At 71.3% G+C, this 16027-nt stretch carries 14 protein-coding genes and 1 pseudogene; 14 read left to right on the top strand and 1 reads right to left on the bottom strand.

Features of this window, described 5'->3' with window-relative positions; translation table 11 throughout:
* The first annotated feature begins 342 nt into the window (after positions 1-342).
* The 7 genes and pseudogenes from rpsB to ACQEVU_RS42330 all read left to right on the top strand — a co-directional run bounded on the left by rpsB (position 343) and on the right by ACQEVU_RS42330 (position 6785).
* Positions 343-1185, top strand: a complete 843-nt coding sequence (gene rpsB, locus ACQEVU_RS42360) for a 30S ribosomal protein S2 (RefSeq protein WP_433334005.1) — start codon at positions 343-345, stop codon at positions 1183-1185.
* A 36-nt stretch (positions 1186-1221) separates the two neighbouring features.
* A complete protein-coding gene (gene tsf / locus ACQEVU_RS42355; RefSeq protein WP_433334003.1) occupies positions 1222-2049 on the top strand; it encodes a translation elongation factor Ts in 828 nt (275 codons plus the stop codon).
* A gap of 95 nt (positions 2050-2144) precedes the next feature.
* The gene (gene pyrH, locus ACQEVU_RS42350; RefSeq protein ID WP_433334001.1) at positions 2145-2936 is read left to right on the top strand and encodes a UMP kinase; all 792 of its coding nucleotides are present in this window, start codon (positions 2145-2147) and stop codon (positions 2934-2936) included.
* Entirely contained in the window at positions 2933-3490 is a 558-nt protein-coding gene (gene frr, locus ACQEVU_RS42345) for a ribosome recycling factor (RefSeq protein ID WP_433333999.1), read from the top strand. The genes pyrH and frr overlap by 4 nt, the downstream gene beginning before the upstream one ends.
* 53 nt (positions 3491-3543) lie before the next feature.
* Positions 3544-4383, top strand: a pseudogene (locus tag ACQEVU_RS42340) (phosphatidate cytidylyltransferase); the annotation flags it as partial.
* 66 nt (positions 4384-4449) lie between these two features.
* Positions 4450-5640 carry a 23S rRNA (adenine(2503)-C(2))-methyltransferase RlmN gene (rlmN, locus tag ACQEVU_RS42335; RefSeq protein ID WP_433333997.1) on the top strand — a complete coding sequence of 397 codons (1191 nt, stop codon included), beginning with the start codon at positions 4450-4452 and terminating at the stop codon, positions 5638-5640.
* Between the two features lie 29 nt (positions 5641-5669).
* Positions 5670-6785 (top strand): DivIVA domain-containing protein, encoded by a 1116-nt coding sequence (locus tag ACQEVU_RS42330; protein ID WP_433333995.1) that lies wholly within the window; start codon positions 5670-5672, stop codon positions 6783-6785.
* A 109-nt stretch (positions 6786-6894) separates the two neighbouring features.
* On the opposite strand, the gene ACQEVU_RS42325 is transcribed toward ACQEVU_RS42330, so the two are convergent.
* Positions 6895-7113, bottom strand: coding sequence for a DUF2631 domain-containing protein (locus ACQEVU_RS42325; RefSeq protein ID WP_433333993.1), 219 nt, complete (start codon positions 7111-7113; stop codon positions 6895-6897).
* Between the two features lie 163 nt (positions 7114-7276).
* On the opposite strand from ACQEVU_RS42325, the gene ACQEVU_RS42320 reads away from it, so the two are divergent.
* The 7 genes from ACQEVU_RS42320 to ACQEVU_RS42290 all read left to right on the top strand — a co-directional run bounded on the left by ACQEVU_RS42320 (position 7277) and on the right by ACQEVU_RS42290 (position 16010).
* Positions 7277-8893 carry a Rieske 2Fe-2S domain-containing protein gene (locus ACQEVU_RS42320; protein ID WP_433333991.1) on the top strand — a complete coding sequence of 539 codons (1617 nt, stop codon included), beginning with the start codon at positions 7277-7279 and terminating at the stop codon, positions 8891-8893.
* Between the two features lie 6 nt (positions 8894-8899).
* Positions 8900-9610: a DUF2786 domain-containing protein gene (locus ACQEVU_RS42315; RefSeq protein ID WP_433333989.1), complete on the top strand. Its 711-nt coding sequence runs from the start codon at positions 8900-8902 to the stop codon at positions 9608-9610.
* 203 nt (positions 9611-9813) lie between these two features.
* The gene (aspS, locus tag ACQEVU_RS42310) at positions 9814-11055 is read left to right on the top strand and encodes an aspartate--tRNA(Asn) ligase (RefSeq protein WP_433333987.1); all 1242 of its coding nucleotides are present in this window, start codon (positions 9814-9816) and stop codon (positions 11053-11055) included.
* A gap of 336 nt (positions 11056-11391) precedes the next feature.
* Positions 11392-12585, top strand: a complete 1194-nt coding sequence (gene dxr / locus ACQEVU_RS42305) for a 1-deoxy-D-xylulose-5-phosphate reductoisomerase (RefSeq protein WP_433335304.1) — start codon at positions 11392-11394, stop codon at positions 12583-12585.
* On the top strand, positions 12582-13877 hold the full coding sequence (locus tag ACQEVU_RS42300; RefSeq protein WP_433335302.1) for a M50 family metallopeptidase: 1296 nt from the start codon (positions 12582-12584) through the stop codon (positions 13875-13877). The genes dxr and ACQEVU_RS42300 overlap by 4 nt, the downstream gene beginning before the upstream one ends.
* Before the next feature lie 30 nt (positions 13878-13907).
* Complete coding sequence (ispG, locus tag ACQEVU_RS42295; RefSeq protein ID WP_433333985.1) at positions 13908-15074, top strand: flavodoxin-dependent (E)-4-hydroxy-3-methylbut-2-enyl-diphosphate synthase; 1167 nt, start codon at positions 13908-13910, stop codon at positions 15072-15074.
* A 96-nt stretch (positions 15075-15170) separates the two neighbouring features.
* Positions 15171-16010 carry a GNAT family N-acetyltransferase gene (locus ACQEVU_RS42290; protein WP_433333983.1) on the top strand — a complete coding sequence of 280 codons (840 nt, stop codon included), beginning with the start codon at positions 15171-15173 and terminating at the stop codon, positions 16008-16010.
* Positions 16011-16027 lie beyond the last annotated feature (17 nt).

Below are 16027 nucleotides of genomic sequence, written 5' to 3'. Positions count from 1 at the left end.
GTCCTGAGAACGGGCCGCGTCACTGTCTGTGGCCGGATAGAAACGGACATACGCGGACGAACAACACGCCACCGGGGGGATTCGAGGTGGCGGGGGTGCGGCGCGTACACTTTCCACCGGCGACCGCACACCGTGTGGTCGACCTCGCGCGCCCTCCCGAACCCGCCGCAAAGCGCCGGGTGAACTTCCAAGGGCGGCGGCCGCCCTGGTCCCGAACAGACGCGCCGGCAGAGAGACAGCGCCGGCGTGCCCCGACGGGTGAGAACGGCCGACGACCGGGCGCCAGGACGAGCGGGCCGACCGGTCCGCCGTGACAACCAGGATCGAAGGGATCCCGCCGACATGGCCGTGACCATGCGCCAGCTGCTCGAGAGTGGTGTGCACTTCGGGCACCAGACCCGCCGCTGGAACCCGAAGATGAAGCGCTTCATCTTCACCGAGCGCAACGGTATCTACATCATCGACCTGCGCCAGACGCTCGACTACATCGAGAAGGCGTACGACTACATCCGCAACACCGTCGCCGAGGGCGGCTCCGTGCTGTTCGTCGGCACGAAGAAGCAGGCCCAGGAGGCGATCGCCGAGCAGGCGACGCGGGTCGGGCAGCCGTACGTGAACCACCGCTGGCTGGGCGGCATGCTGACCAACTTCCAGACGGTGTACAAGCGGCTCCAGCGCATGAAGGAGCTCGAGAGCCTCGACCTGACGGGCACCGCGCAGGGGTACACCAAGAAGGAGACCCTGCAGCTGTCGCGCGAGCAGACCAAGCTCAGCCGCACCCTCGGCGGCCTGCGCGACATGCAGAAGCTCCCGTCGGCGATCTGGGTGATCGACACCAAGAAGGAGCACATCGCGGTTGACGAGGCCCGCAAGCTGGGCATCCCGGTGATCGCCGTGCTCGACACCAACTGCGACCCGGACGAGGTCGACTTCCCGATCCCGGGCAACGACGACGCCATCCGCTCCGCGGCGCTGCTGACCCGCGTGGTCGCCGACGCGGTCGCCGACGGTCTGATCGCCCGGTCCGGGCGCGCCACCCGTGCCGACCAGAAGCCCGAGCCGGGCGTCGTGGCCGGCGACGAGCCGCTCGCGGAGTGGGAGCGCGAGCTGCTCGAGGGCGCCAAGTCCGGCGAAGCCGCCGCCCCCGCCGCTGCTCCCGCCGCCGAAGACACCACCCAGGCGTAACTGCCCAGGCGTCAACCCACAGAGCGAGAGAGAGTCATGTCCAACTTCACCGCCGCGGACGTCAAGCGGCTCCGCGAACTGACCGGCTCCGGCATGATGGACTGCAAGAAGGCGCTGGAAGAGGCCGAGGGCGACTTCGACAAGGCCGTCGAGCTCCTGCGCATCAAGGGTGCCAAGGACGTCGGCAAGCGGGCCGGGCGCACCACCGCCAACGGCCTGGTCGCGCACCACCGCTCGGGCCTGGTCGAGATCAACTGCGAGACCGACTTCGTCGCCAAGAACGAGGCGTTCATCGAGCTCGGCCAGAAGCTGGCGGAGCAGGTCGACGCGATCAAGCCGGCCGACGTGGACGCGCTGCTGGCCTCGAAGATCGGCGACGGCACGGTGGCCGACCTGATCCAGGTCGAGTCGGCCCGCATCGGCGAGAAACTCGTCATCAACCGCATCGCGGTGCTGAACGAGCCGGTCGCGATCTACATGCACCGCAAGAGCCCCGACCTGCCGCCGCAGGTGGGCGTCGCGGTCGAGTTCAACGGCAAGACCGACGAGGCGGCCGTGGCCGACGCCCGTGGCGTGGCCATGCAGATCGCCGCGATGCGGCCGAAGTACCTCACGCGTGACGAGGTGCCGGCCGACGTGGTCGAGTCGGAGCGGCGCATCGCCGAGGAGACGGCCCGCGAGGAGGGCAAGCCCGAGGCGGCCCTGCCGAAGATCATCGAGGGCCGGGTGAACGCGTTCTTCAAGGACTTCGTCCTTATCGAGCAGCCCTCGGTCGGCGACAACAAGAAGACCGTCAAGCAGGTGCTGGCCGAAGCCGGCATCGATGTGACGCGCTTCGTGCGGTTCGAGGTCGGCCAGGCCTGATCGGCCGCACAACGGGAAGTGAGGGGGTCACGGTCCACCGAAAAACGGCGGCCGTGACCCCCTTTTCACAAGGTGACAGACAGAAAGGTGCGCACATGACGAACACCGCCGTCGAAGCGGCCAAGCAAGTTCTGACCCCCGCCCCGCACGGGGTGCGGCGCGTCGTGCTGAAGCTCTCCGGTGAGGTGTTCGGGGGCGGCGCCGTCGGCGTGGACCCCACGGTCGTGCGTGGTATGGCCCGCCAGATCGCCACCGTCGTGCGCCGCGGCGTGCAGGTCGCGGTGGTCGTCGGCGGCGGCAACTTCTTCCGCGGTGCCGAGCTCTCCCGAGCCGGCATGGACCGCTCCCGCGCCGATTACATGGGCATGCTGGGAACGGTCATGAACTGCCTGGCGCTGCAGGACTTCCTGGAGAAGGAAGGCATCGACACGCGCGTGCAGAGCGCGATCTCCATGGCCCAGGTCGCCGAGCCGTACATCCCCCGCCGGGCGATCCGCCACCTGGAGAAGGGGCGTGTGGTCATCTTCGGTGCCGGCGCCGGCATGCCGTACTTCTCCACCGACACGGTCGCCGCCCAGCGCGCCCTGGAGATCCATGCGCACACCGTGCTCATGAGCAAGAACGGCGTCGATGGCGTGTACACCGCCGACCCGCGCACCGACCCGACCGCGCGCAAGCTCGACCACCTCACCTTCGCCGAGGCGCTGCTGCAGGGCCTGCGCGTGGTGGACCAGACGGCGTTCAGCCTCTGCCAGGAGAACGCGCTGCCCATGCTCGTCTTCGGCGCGGAGGGGGAGGACAACGTCGCCCGGGCGCTGAGTGGTGAGAGGATCGGCACACTCATCACCGCCGAGCCCATCCCGGATCGAGGAGGACAGACCACGTGATCGAAGAAACACTCTTCGAGGCCGAAGAGAAGATGGAGCGCGCGATCGAGCACGCCAAGGAGGAGTTCGCGGTCATCCGTACCGGCCGCGCCACCCCGGCGATGTTCGGCAAGGTGATGGTCGACTACTACGGCACCCCGACCCCGCTGCCGCAGATGTCCTCGATCGCCATCCCGGAGCCCCGCATGGCGATCATCAAGCCGTACGACGCGTCGCAGATCGGCGCGATGGAGAAGGCGATCCGCGACTCCGACCTCGGCGTGAACCCCAACAACGAGGGCACCCAGATCCGCATCCTGCTGCCGCAGATGACGGAGGAGCGGCGCCGCGACATGATCAAGGTGGCCCGCAACAAGGCCGAGGACTCCCGCGTGGCGATCCGCAACGTGCGCCGCAAGGCCAAGGAGGAGCTCGACCGCATCGTCAAGGACGGCGAGGCCGGCGAGGACGAGGTGCGTCGCGCCGAGAAGGAGCTCGAGGACCTGACCCACAAGTTCGTGGCCCAGGTCGACGAGCTGCTCAAGCACAAGGAAGCCGAGCTACTCGAGGTCTGATGGCCCATATCGACCGGGGGGCGCGGCCGGAAGCCGCGCCCTCTCCACAACCCCAGGAGCAGCGCAAGAGCCGCGCCGGACGCAACCTGCCCGCCGCCATCGGGGTCGGCGCGGGCCTCGGCGGCCTGGTCGTGGTGTCGCTGTTCACGCTGGACAAGTGGCTGTTCCTGGGGCTGGTCATCGCCGCCGTGCTGATCGGCGTGTGGGAGATGGTCCGCGCGGTCAGCGTCCAGAAGGCGCGCCCGCCGCTGGTACCGCTGCTGATCGGCGCCCCCCTCATGGTGTGCCTCGCCTGGTTCGGCGGCGCCCAGCGGCTGCCCCTGGGCCTGCTGGCCACGCTGCTGCTCGTCTTCGTCTGGCGCTTCGCCGACGGCGTGGCCAACTACCAGCGCGACGTCACCGCCGCGGCGCTCATCGCCGTCTACGTGCCCTTCCTCGGCTCGTTCGCCGCGCTGCTGGCCTACCCCGCCGCGGACGGCAGCGTCCGGGTCCTGGTGACGGTCCTCGCCGTGGTGCTGTCGGACACCGGGGGGTACGCCACCGGTGTCTTCCTCGGCAAACACCCCATGGCGCCGTCGGTCAGCCCGGCCAAGTCCTGGGAGGGCTTCGCCGGCTCGATCGTGTGGACCGGTGCCGGCAGTGCCATCGCCCTGCCGCTGCTGCTCGACGACGCGGCCTGGTGGCACGGCGCGATCTTCGGCGTCGCCGTGTCGATCGCCTCCGTCCTCGGCGACCTCGGCGAGTCGCTGATCAAGCGGGACCTCGGCGTGAAGGACATGAGCAACCTGCTGCCCGGGCACGGCGGGCTGATGGACCGCCTCGACTCGGTGCTGCTGGCGCTGCCCACGGCGTACGCCGTCCTGGCGTTCCTGGTGCCGTGGAGCCCGAAATAGTCGCCCTACCGCGCTGAACAGCGGTCTTCGAGATCATGCCGCGCGGCATGGGACACTGGAAACGTCATGACGCAGCTACCCGTACTCAACCTGTCCGACGGCGCGGCCGGCACCACTGGTGACGGCCGCCGCGCCGCCCTGCCCCCACGCCACCTCGCCGACCTGGATCTCGCCGGCCGGCGCGCCGCCGTGGCGGAGCTGGGCGAGCCCGCGTTCCGGGCCGGGCAGGTGTCCGCGCACTACTTCGGCCGCCTTGTCCGCGACCCCGAGGCGATGACCGACCTGCCGGCCCGCGCCCGCGCCGCGATCACCGGCGCGCTGCTGCCGCGGCTGCTGCACCCCGTGCGCGAACTCGCCACCGACAGCGGCACCACCCGCAAGACGCTGTGGCGGCTGCACGACGGCTCGCTCGTCGAGAGCGTCCTGATGGGGTACCCCGACCGCGTCACCGTATGCGTCTCGAGCCAGGCCGGCTGCGGCATGGCGTGCCCGTTCTGCGCCACCGGCCAGGCCGGCCTCACGCGCAACCTGTCCACGGCCGAGATCGTCGACCAGGTCGTGTGGTTCGCCGGCGAGGCCGCCCGCGGCGCGCTGCCCGGCTGCCCGGACCGGCTCTCCCGCGTGGTCTTCATGGGCATGGGCGAGCCGCTGGCCAACTACAACCGCGTCATCGCCGCCGTACGACGGCTGACCGAGCCCGCCCCGGAGGGCCTCGGCCTCTCGCAGCGGCACATCACCGTGTCGACCGTCGGGCTGGTCCCGGCGATGCGGCGGTTGACGCAGGAGGGGCTGTCGGTGACGCTTGCGCTGTCGCTGCACGCACCTGATGATGATCTGCGCGACACGCTCGTACCGGTCAACCAACGTTGGAAGGTCGCCGAAGTGCTGGATGCCGCGTTCGAGTATGCGGCTCGCACCGGCCGGCGCGTGTCCATTGAGTACGCAATGATCCGGGATGTGAACGACCATCCGTGGCGGGCGGATTTGCTCGGTCGGCTCTTGTCCGGCCGTCTCGCACATGTCAATCTCATCCCGCTCAATCCGACTCCGGGTAGCAAGTGGGACGCCAGCCCGAAGCCGGTCGAGCGGGAGTTCGCCCGGCGACTGCGCGCCGCCGGTGTTCCCACTACGGTGCGTGACACCCGGGGTCGGGAGATTGACGGAGCCTGCGGGCAGCTTGCGGCCTCCGGAGGTGGCAAGGTGGGAGAGCGGGAAAGCGGCTTGCTAGCACGGCGAGCGAACGAGGAGACACAGTGAGTCAGGGTCAGCGGTTCCGGCGCCGTGCAATGCGTCGGGGATACAAGGTCGACGAGGTCGACTCGTTCCTCGACCGGGTGGAGGCAACCCTCTCCGGAGACCCGACGGGTGCGCCGGTGAGCGCGCAGGAAGTGCACGACGTGGTCTTCCGCGTGCGCTTCGGCGGATACGACGAGTGGCAGGTCGACCTGCACCTGGATCGGGTCGAGCGGCAGCTCGCGGAGCACGAGGAGCGCGGCAGCGGCGGCGGCGGCTTCGGCCGGGCGCTGGACTCGCGCAGCGGCGAGCTGCGCATGGCGCCCGAGCGGATGCCGGAGCGCATGGAGCCGCAGCGCATGCCCGAGCGCATGGAGCCGCAGCGCATGCCGGAGCGCATGGAGCCGCAGCGGATGCCCGACCGCGCCGGCATGGCGCCCCCGGACCGCATGGGCCCCCCCGGCGACCCCTACGGCCCGCCGCCCGGCGACCGCATGGGCCCGCCCCAGGGCGACCGGATGGGTCCGCCCCCCATGGACCGCATGGGGCCCCCGCCGATGGACCGCATGGGCCCGCCGCCCGGCGCGCCCCTGCCGACCCGGCCCACCCCGCAGCCGGCCGGCCCGCCCCCGCGCGACCCCGGCTACGGCCGCTACGACGAGCCCACTTACGGCGGCGCCTTCGACGACGACCGCAACCCCTATGACCAGGGCCCGCGCGCCCCGCGCGCGGACATGACGGCCGAGATCCGCATGGACCGGCCCGAGCCGGTCACCTATGGCGGCGGCCCCGGCCCGGACCGGGACCCGTATGGCGGCCCGCCCGACCGTGACCCCTACGGCGGCCCGCCGCAGGGCGACCCGTATGGCGGCCCGCCGCCCGGTGGCGACCCCTACGGCCCGCCGGTGCAGCACCAGTCCGGCGAGGTGGCCCGCATCGACCAGCTGCGCCGCACCTTCCAGCTGCGCCGCTTCGGCAGCGGCTACGACCGCGCGCAGGTCGACCGGCTCTTCGAGGGCGTCATGGCGTCGCTGACCGGCCGGGGCGGCCCGCTGACCGACGGCGACCTGGACCCGTCGCACCTCAACCTGGTGCCCGGCGGCTACTTCGAGGCCGAGGTCGACGCGGCGCTCAAGGAAGTCCGCGACATCGTGACGCGGCGCCGCTAGCCGCATACACCAAACAAAAGGGGCGCGCCCAAGGCGCGCCCCTTTGTTATGCAGTATCTGAAGAACCGGGCGAAAGCGACGATCACTCAGCGTGACCGGTTCGAGCGTCTCAGCGAAGGCCGTTGCGGCGCAGCACCCAGTCGCCGACGAGGGCGAGCACCAGCAGCCCGGCGCCGACGATGAGGAAGATGTCCTCGACGTGGCCGCGGTGGTTGCCGACGAGCATCGTGAGCAGGATCAGCGCCGAGACGGCCGCACCGAAGCGCGCCGCGCGCGGGTGACCCGGCTTGTGCTGGTCGGGGGAGGTCACTGGCTCGTGCTCGGACACGGCTCGTCCTTTCGGCAGGCGGCCCCGCCGGCGCGGCGGGCACAGGGTTCCATTCAGAGTCTGGCATGCGGCACCGGAAGGCACGGTTGCGGGTCGGTCGGGTAGCGTCGTGGCGGGCAACCTGCGGTACCAGACAAGGCGGTACCAAACTAGGAGGAAATCCGTGCGCATCACCGGAACGGGCCACGCCAGCCTGCGCATCGACACGCCGGCCGGAAGCATTCTGTGTGATCCGTGGGTCAACCCGGCGTACTTCGCGTCGTGGTTCCCGTTTCCGGACAACTCCCTGCTCGACTGGGAGACGCTCGGCGACTGCGACTACCTCTACGTGTCCCACCTGCACCGCGACCACTTCGACGCCGAGCACCTCAAGCGGTTCGTGTCGAAGAAGGCGACCGTGCTGCTGCCCGAGTTCCCGACCAGCGAGATGCGCGACGAGCTCGAGGCGCTGGGCTTCACCCGCTTCCTGGAGACCAAGACCGAGCAGGTCCACGAGCTCGACGGCGGCCTGAAGATCATGATCCAGGCGCTGACGTCGCCGACCGACGGGCCGATCGGCGACTCGTCGCTCTGGGTGGAGTACGACGGGATCCGGGTGCTCAACCAGAACGACGCCCGCCCGACCGACCTGACCACGTTCAACGCGCTCGGCCACGTCCACGTGCACCTGCTGCAGTTCTCCGGCGCCATCTGGTACCCGATGGTCTACGAGCTGCCCGAGGCGGCCAAGCGGGCGTTCGGCAAGCAGAAACGGGACCGGCAGTTCGACCGCACGTTCCGCTACATCGACGACCTGCGCGCCTCGCACGTGGTGCCGATCGCGGGCCCGCCGTGCTTCCTCGACGACGAGCTGTGGCAGTTCAACGACATCTTCGGTGACGAGGGCAACATCTTCCCCGACCAGTGGGTGTTCCAGGAGGAGTACGCCAAGGTCGGCGGCACCAACTCCACCGTGCTCCTGCCGGGCTCCGTGATGACTGTCACCGCTGACTCCATCGAGACCACGCACCCGGTCGAGCCGGCCGAGTTCTTCGCCCGCAAGGTCGAGCACCTCGAGGAGATGCGCGAGCGCAAGAAGCCGGTGATCGAGGCGGCCAAGGCGACCTGGCGCCACCCCGAGATCGACGTGCTCAAGGAGATGCAGCGGCGCATCGAGCCGCTGCTGGACGAGTCGGTGTACCTCGCCACCGGCGTCGGCGGCCCGGTCCGCTTCGACCTGGTCGGCTACGACGGCGAGTCGGTCGAGTCGATCGTCGTGGACTTCCCGGGCAAGCAGGTGCGCCACTACGCGGACGAGAAGGTCCGCTACCGGTTCCGCACCGAGCGCGCCCTGGTCGAGCACCTGCTCTTCATCGGCGAGGTCGACTGGGTCAACTCGCTGTTCCTGTCGTGCCGGTTCTCCGCGGCGCGCATCGGGCAGTACAACGAGTTCGTCTACGCGTTCTTCAAGTGCCTGTCCGAGGAGCGGCTGCAGTACGCCGAGGGCTGGTACGCCGAGCAGAAACCCGACGCCGAGGACATCAAGCTCGGCGACTGGATCGTGCAGCGGCGCTGCCCGCACCTCAAGGCCGACCTGACCCGCTTCGGCATCGTCGACGGCAAGACGCTCACCTGCCAGCTGCACGGCTGGAAGTTCGACCTGGTGAGCGGCCGCTGCCTGACCAGCGTCGGGCACGAGCTGCGCTCCCGCCCGGCCGGCACCCCGGCCCCGGGCGCCGACCCGCTCGGCGGCGAGCCGGTCGCGGCGGTGGCGGCCGGCGAGCCGGCGGACGGCGAATAAGGGTCCGTGCTCGACAAGGTCCGCAAGCTGCTGGCCAAGGCCGAGGACCCGGCGTGCACGCCGGAGGAGGCCGAGGCCCTCACCGCGAAGGCCGCGGCGCTCATCGCGAAGTACGGCATCGACCAGGCCCTGCTCGACGCGCGCGAGGAGCGCGCGGCCGCGGTCGGCAACCGGCTCGTCGAGCTGGCCGCGCCGTACCTGCGCGAGAAGGCGTACCTGCTGCACGTCGTGGCGGCGGCGCTGCGCTGCCGGTCGATCCGGCTGGAGCGGCGCACCGCCGGCGGCCTGGCGATCTCCGTGCACCTGTTCGGCTTCGAGGCCGACGTGGCCGGCGTCGAGCTGCTGTTCGCGTCGCTGCTGGTCCAGGCGGCGCGCGGGCTGCTGCGCGAGCCGGTGCCCGACGGCCAGCAGGCGGCCGCGTGGCGGCGCTCCTGGCTGGTCGGCTTCGGCGCGGCCGTGGCCGAGCGGCTCGCCGAGGCGTCCCGCGCCGCGTCCGAGCGCGAGTCCGCGGCGCCCGGCACCGCGCTGGTCCTCGCCGACCGCGAGCGCGCCGTCGACCGCGCGGTCGAGGCCGAGTACCCCGACATCCGCACGGGCCGGCGACGCCGGCTCAGCGGCGGCGGCTTCGAGGCCGGCAGCGCGGCCGGGCGCCGCGCGGACCTGGGCGCGCCCCGCGTGGGCCACGACCGCCCGTCCGAGGTCACCGCCGGCTCCTAAATCCGTCGCGGCGCGGGCGCCGACCCGTCATCCTCGAATGAGCGGGGCGGCGACTGACGACCGCCGTGGTGCCCCGCCGGACCGGCCCCACGTCATCGGGGCCGAGAGGCCGCGGCAGTCCCGCCGCGGCGAAGGTGTGGTGGCACCGCGACCGGCCCCATCGCCCACACCTCCGGGGAGCGTCCTTCCCAAGGAGGTGTTTGATGTCGTACCGCGTCATGTCCGCCGACCTCGCAAGACATACGGGTGAGTCGATCCGGCTGTGTGGCTGGGTCCATCGGCGCCGGGTGCTCGCCCGGGTCACGTTCCTGATCGTGCGCGACCGGGCGGGCCTCGCCCAGGTCGTGGTCCCGGCCGGCGTGCCCGTGCCGGGGGAGGAGTCCGTGGTCGAGGTCACCGGCACCGTCGTGGCCGGCGCGGCCGCGCCGGGCGGGTACGAGGTGGCGTACGAGGCGATCGAGGTGCTGTCGGAGGCCGAACCGCCGCCGGTCGAGCTGTTCCGGCCGGCCGTCGAGGCCGGGCTGCCGGCGCTGCTCGACCACGCCGCGGTGGCGCTGCGCCACCCGGCCCGGCGGGCCGTGTTCGCCGCGTCCGCGGCCGCCGTCCGCGCGTTCCGGTCCACCCTCGACGGGCTCGGCTTCACCGAGATCCACACGCCCAAGATCGTCGGTACCGCGACCGAGAGCGGCGCCAACGTTTTCGCCCTCGACTACTTCGGCCGCCCGGCGTACCTCGCCCAGTCCCCGCAGTTCTACAAGCAGACGATGGTCGGGGTGTTCGAGCGCGTCTACGAGGTCGGGCCGGTGTTCCGGGCCGAGCCGCACGACACGTCGCGGCACCTGGCGACGTACACCTCGCTCGACGCCGAGCTCGGCTTCGTCCGCGACCACCGCGACGTCATGGCCGTGCTCACCCGCGTCGTGCGCGCGATGGCGGCCGCCACGGCGGGCCTGGAGGGGCCGGCGCCCGTCCGGATGCCCGACGAGGTGCCGGTCGTGCACTTCGCCGAGGCGCTGCGGCTGGTCGGCGCGCCCGAGGACGAGCCCGACCTCGCGCCCGAGCACGAGCGGGCGCTCGGCGCCTGGGCGCTGGCCGAGCACGGCTCCGACTTCGTGTACGTCGAGGGCTACCCCATGGCGAAACGCCCCTTCTACACCCACCCGCAGCCGTCGGACCCGCGCTGGTCGAACTCGTTCGACCTGCTCTTCCGCGGCCTGGAGCTGGTCACCGGCGGCCAGCGCCGGCACCTGTACGCCGACTATCTCGCCGCCCTCGGCCCGCAGGCCGGGGCGCTGGCGGAGTACCTGGCCGCGTTCCGGCACGGGATGCCGCCGCACGGCGGCTTCGCGATCGGCCTGGAGCGGTTCCTGGCCCGGCTCACCGGGGCCGCGAACGTGCGCGAGACGACCCTGTTCCCGCGCGACCGGCACCGCCTGGCGCCCTAGTAATTCGATTGCCGGGTACCAAGTGATGATCTATAATTGATACATGCGTACGAACGGGGACGGCATCTGGGATTCACCGCGCTGACGGATGGGGTGCGCCGCGCGCGCATCGCATCGGCCCAGCTCGCGCCGCTGTCGAAGCACTCCGGCGGCGACGGGGGAGAGCCAAACGGGGGTGGCCGGCGGGGGGCATACGCCGGCCGCACCCGGGCGCGAATCCACAAAGGACGATTCTTCGGGTGTACCAGTGGTGAAGGTTTGGGGCAGGCCGGGTGCACGGCCCCGATGGGCGCACCGGCGGCCTGACACAATGGGGGAGTGACCCCCCGAGAGATCGTGCTCCTCGGCTCCACCGGGTCGATCGGCACGCAGGCGATCGACATCGTGCGGCGCAACCCCGACCGGTTCCGCGTCGTCGCGATCGGCGCCGGCGGCGGCAACGTCGAGCTGCTCGCCCGGCAGGCGCTCGAGCTCGGCGTCGAGGCGGTCGGGGTGGCCCGCGCCAGCGTCGCCCAGGACCTGCAGCTCGCCTTCTACGCCGAGGCCCAGCGCCGCGGCTGGGCGACCGGCGACTTCCGGCTGCCGAAGATCCTCGCCGGGCCCGACGCGATGACGGAGCTCGCCGAGTGGCCGTGCGACACCGTGCTCAACGGCGTCGTGGGCTCCCTCGGCCTCGCCCCCACGCTCGCCGCCCTGCGCGCCGGGCGCGTCCTCGCCCTGGCCAACAAGGAGTCGCTGGTCGCCGGCGGCCCGCTGGTGCGCGCCGCGGCCGCGCCCGGGCAGATCGTGCCCGTCGACTCCGAGCACTCCGCGCTCGCCCAGTGCCTGCGCGGGGGCGCCCGCGGCGAGGTACGCCGGCTCGTGCTCACCGCCTCCGGCGGCGCCTTCCGCGGCCGCACCCGCGAGCAGCTCGTCGACGTCACCGTCGCCGACGCGCTGGCCCACCCCACCTGGGACATGGGCCCCGTCGTCACCATCAACACCGCCACCCTGGTGAACAAGGGGCTGGAGGTGATCGAGGCGCACGAGCTGTTCGCGGTGCCCTACGCCGACATCAAGGTCATGGTCCACCCGCAGTCGGTGATCCACTCGATGGTCGAGTTCGCCGACGGCTCGACCCTCGCGCAGTGCAGCCCGCCCGACATGCGCATCCCGATCGCCCTCGCCCTCGGGTGGCCCGACCGGGTGGCCGACGCCGCGCCGGCCGTCGACTGGACCCGGGCCCACACGTGGGAGCTGCGGCCGCTCGACGAGGTGGCGTTCCCCGCCGTCGCACTGGCCAAGGCGGCCGGCGAGGCCGGGCGCTGCCGCCCGGCGATCTACAACGCGGCCAACGAGGAGTGTGTCGCCGCGTTCACAGCCGGTGATCTGCCGTTCCTCGGGATCGTCGAGACGCTCGAGCGGACCCTCGGGGACGCACCGGATTTCGCCGAACCAGGTACCGTCGATGACGTGCTCGCCGCCGAGTCCTGGGCGCGGGCCCACGCCCGTGCGCTCATCGCCGCGGGTGCCGACCGGAGAGGGGTCTGATGGCTGCGCTGGGCATCGTCGTATTCGCCCTGGGCATTCTCATTGCCGTTGCGCTCCACGAGGCCGGACACTTCTGGTCCGCCCGCTGGTTCGGCATGAAGGCGACCCGATACTTCATCGGGTTCGGCCCGACGATCTTCGCGTTCACGCGCAAGGGCGTCGAATACGGGCTGAAGGCGCTGCCGTTCGGCGCGTTCGTCAAGATCGTCGGGATGACCCCGAACGAGGAGGACATCGACCCGGAGACCGGTAAACCGGGCTCCGAGGACCCGAAGGCCATGTGGCGCTTCCCGGTCTGGAAACGCACGATCGTGATGGCCGCGGGCTCCATCACCCACTTCGGGCTCGCCCTGATCACGCTGTGGGTGCTGTTCGCCTTCGTCGGCATCCCCGACGTGAGCAAGGTCAACCAGGTGCCCGTCCGCGTCGGCACGGTCAGCGAATGCGTGAGCAAGACCTGGCAGTACGACCCGACCACGCGCACCCAGAAGGCTTGCGAGAAGGGCACCGACCCGCAGAGCCCCGCATCGGCGCTCGGGCTGCAGTCCGGCGACATCATCGTCAGCATCGACGGTCACCCGATCCAGGGCCAGCAGGCGCTGCGCGACGAGCTCAAGAACGACATCGGCAAGACGGTGACGGTGCAGTACCGCCGCGGAAACGAGACCCGCAGCGGCACCGCCGAGATCCCGGCGAGCCAGCGGGTGAAGCTCGACTCGAAGACCCCGGCCGACAAGATCGGGCCGGCCGACCTCGAACAGGCCGGGCTGCTGGGCATCACGGTCGACATCCAGTACAAGGACCTTCCGGTCGTGCGCGACGGCGCGGTCGGCGGCGTCGGCCACACGGCCTCGATGACCGCCTCGCTGGTCGGGCGCACGTTCGCCTCGCTCGGGTCGATCCCGGAGCGCATCCCCAACCTGTTCAGCGCGATCTTCGGCGGCGAGCGGGACCCGGAGACCCCGGTCAGCGTCGTCGGCGCCAGCCGGATCGGCGGCGAGCTGTTCGAGCTCGGCGACTGGCCGTCGCTGCTGCTGCTGTTCGCGACGCTGAACCTGTTCTTCGGCATCTTCAACCTGTTCCCGCTGCTACCCATGGACGGCGGCCACATCGCGATCGCCTGGTTCGAGCGGGTCCGGTCCTTCATCGCCGCCCGGCGGGGCCGGCCCGACCCGGGCCGCGTGGACTACTACAAGCTGGCGCCTTTCACGCTGGCCGTGATAGGCGTGCTCGGCGTCTTCGTCCTGCTGACGGTGACGGCCGACTTCGTCAACCCGATCTCGATCAAGTGACACCTCCTTCGCGAAGGTAAGGGCCCTTTCATGACCGCAGTCAGCCTTGGCCTGCCCGCCGTACCGCCGCCTCCGCTGGCGCCGCGGCGCCAGTCCCGTCAGATCATGGTCGGCTCGGTGCCCGTCGGTGGCGGCGCGCCGGTGTCGGTGCAGTCGATGTGCACGACCCTCACCGCGGACGTCAACTCGACCCTGCAGCAGATCGCCGAGCTCACGGCGTCGGGCTGCCAGATCGTGCGGGTCGCCGTGCCGAGCCAGGACGACGTCGAGGCGCTGCCGGCGATCGCGAAGAAGTCGCAGATCCCGGTCATCGCCGACATCCACTTCCAGCCGAAGTACGTCTTCGCCGCCATCGACGCCGGCTGCGCGGCGGTCCGGGTCAACCCGGGCAACATCCGCCAGTTCGACGACAAGGTCAAGGAGATCGCCAAGGCGGCCTCCGACGCCGGGGTGCCGATCCGCATCGGGGTCAACGCGGGCTCCCTGGACAAGCGCCTGCTGGAGAAGCACGGCAAGGCCACCGCCGAGGCGCTGGTCGAGTCGGCGCTGTGGGAGTGCTCGCTGTTCGAGGAGCACGGCTTCCGCGACATCAAGATCTCGGTCAAGCACAACGACCCGGTCGTCATGATCCGCGCCTACCGGCAGCTGGCCGAGCAGTGCGACTACCCGCTGCACCTCGGCGTCACCGAGGCCGGCCCGGCGTTCCAGGGCACGATCAAGTCCTCGGTCGCGTTCGGCGCCCTGCTCGCCGAGGGCATCGGCGACACCATCCGCGTGTCGCTGTCCGCGCCGCCGGTCGAGGAGATCAAGGTCGGCACGGCGATCCTGGAGTCGCTCGGCCTGCGCGAGCGCGGCCTCGAGATCGTCTCGTGCCCGTCCTGCGGCCGCGCCCAGGTGGACGTGTACTCCCTCGCCGACCAGGTCCACGCCGCCCTCGACGGGTTCCCGGCGCCGCTGCGCGTCGCGGTCATGGGCTGCGTCGTCAACGGCCCGGGCGAGGCCCGCGAGGCCGACCTCGGCGTCGCCTCCGGCAACGGCAAGGGCCAGATCTTCGTCAAGGGCCAGGTCATCAAGACCGTGCCCGAGTCGCAGATCGTCGAGACGCTGGTCGAGGAGGCGCTGCGGCTGGCCGAGGAGATGGGTGTCGACCTGCCCGAGGAGCTGCGCGGTGTCGGCCCTTCGGTGACGGTGCACTGACCCCGTTCTCGTTGGGGTTGCCCGCCCCTCGCGCCGGCTCACCGGCGCGAGGGGTATGTGCAGCCATACTGCTGTGGATCTGGCAGGCTGGTACGCATGCTCACGGTGGCAGCGCGCCTCCTCGGTGACGCCGAGCGCGGTTCGGTCGAGCGCCTCCTCGACCGGGACCCCTACGGCGGTGCCCAGGTCGCCGAGCGCGTCTCGATGGCCGGGCTCGCCTGGTGGCGCCAGGACGCGCGGATCTTCGGCTACGGCTCCCGCCGCAACCTCGAGTCCCTGTGCTGGATCGGCGCCAACCTCATCCCGGTGCACGCCACGCCCGCCGCCGTCGCCGCGTTCGCCGAGATGGTCGCCGGCGAGCCCCGCGGCTGCTCGTCGATCGTCGGCGCGGCCGACGCCGTGCTCGGGCTCTGGTCGCACCTGGCGCCGACCTGGGGCCCGTCCCGCGACGTGCGCCCCAACCAGCCGCTGATGGCGATCACCGCCCCGTCGCCGGTGACGCCCGACCCCGAGGTCCGCCTCGTGCGCCCCGACGAGATCGACTCGCTCTTCCCGGCCGCCGTCGCCATGTACACCGAGGAGGTCGGCGTCTCGCCGACCGCCGACGGCGGCGAGCGGTCCTACCGCGAGCGCATCGGCGAGCTCGTCCGCGGCCGCCGGGCCTACGCGCGTTTCCACAACGGGCGGGTCGTGTTCAAGGCCGAGCTCGCCGTCGTGACCCGCCACACCGCGCAGATCCAGGGCGTCTGGACCGATCCGGAGCTGCGCGGGCGGGGGCTGGCGACCGCCGGGATCGCCGCCGTCGTGCGGGACGCGTTGCGCCGCGTCGCCCCATCGGTCAGCCTGTATGTCAACGACTACAACACGCCGGCCCGCCGCGTGTACGAGCGCTGCGGGTTCGAGCAGGTCGGCACATTCGCGACGGTTTTGTTCTAACTTCGGACAAATCGCCC

It is taken from the genome of Dactylosporangium sp. CA-139066 (genome assembly GCF_050936175.1).
Classification (GTDB): Bacteria; Actinomycetota; Actinomycetes; order Mycobacteriales; family Micromonosporaceae; genus Dactylosporangium.
This window is presented reverse-complemented; position numbering and strand designations above follow the sequence as displayed.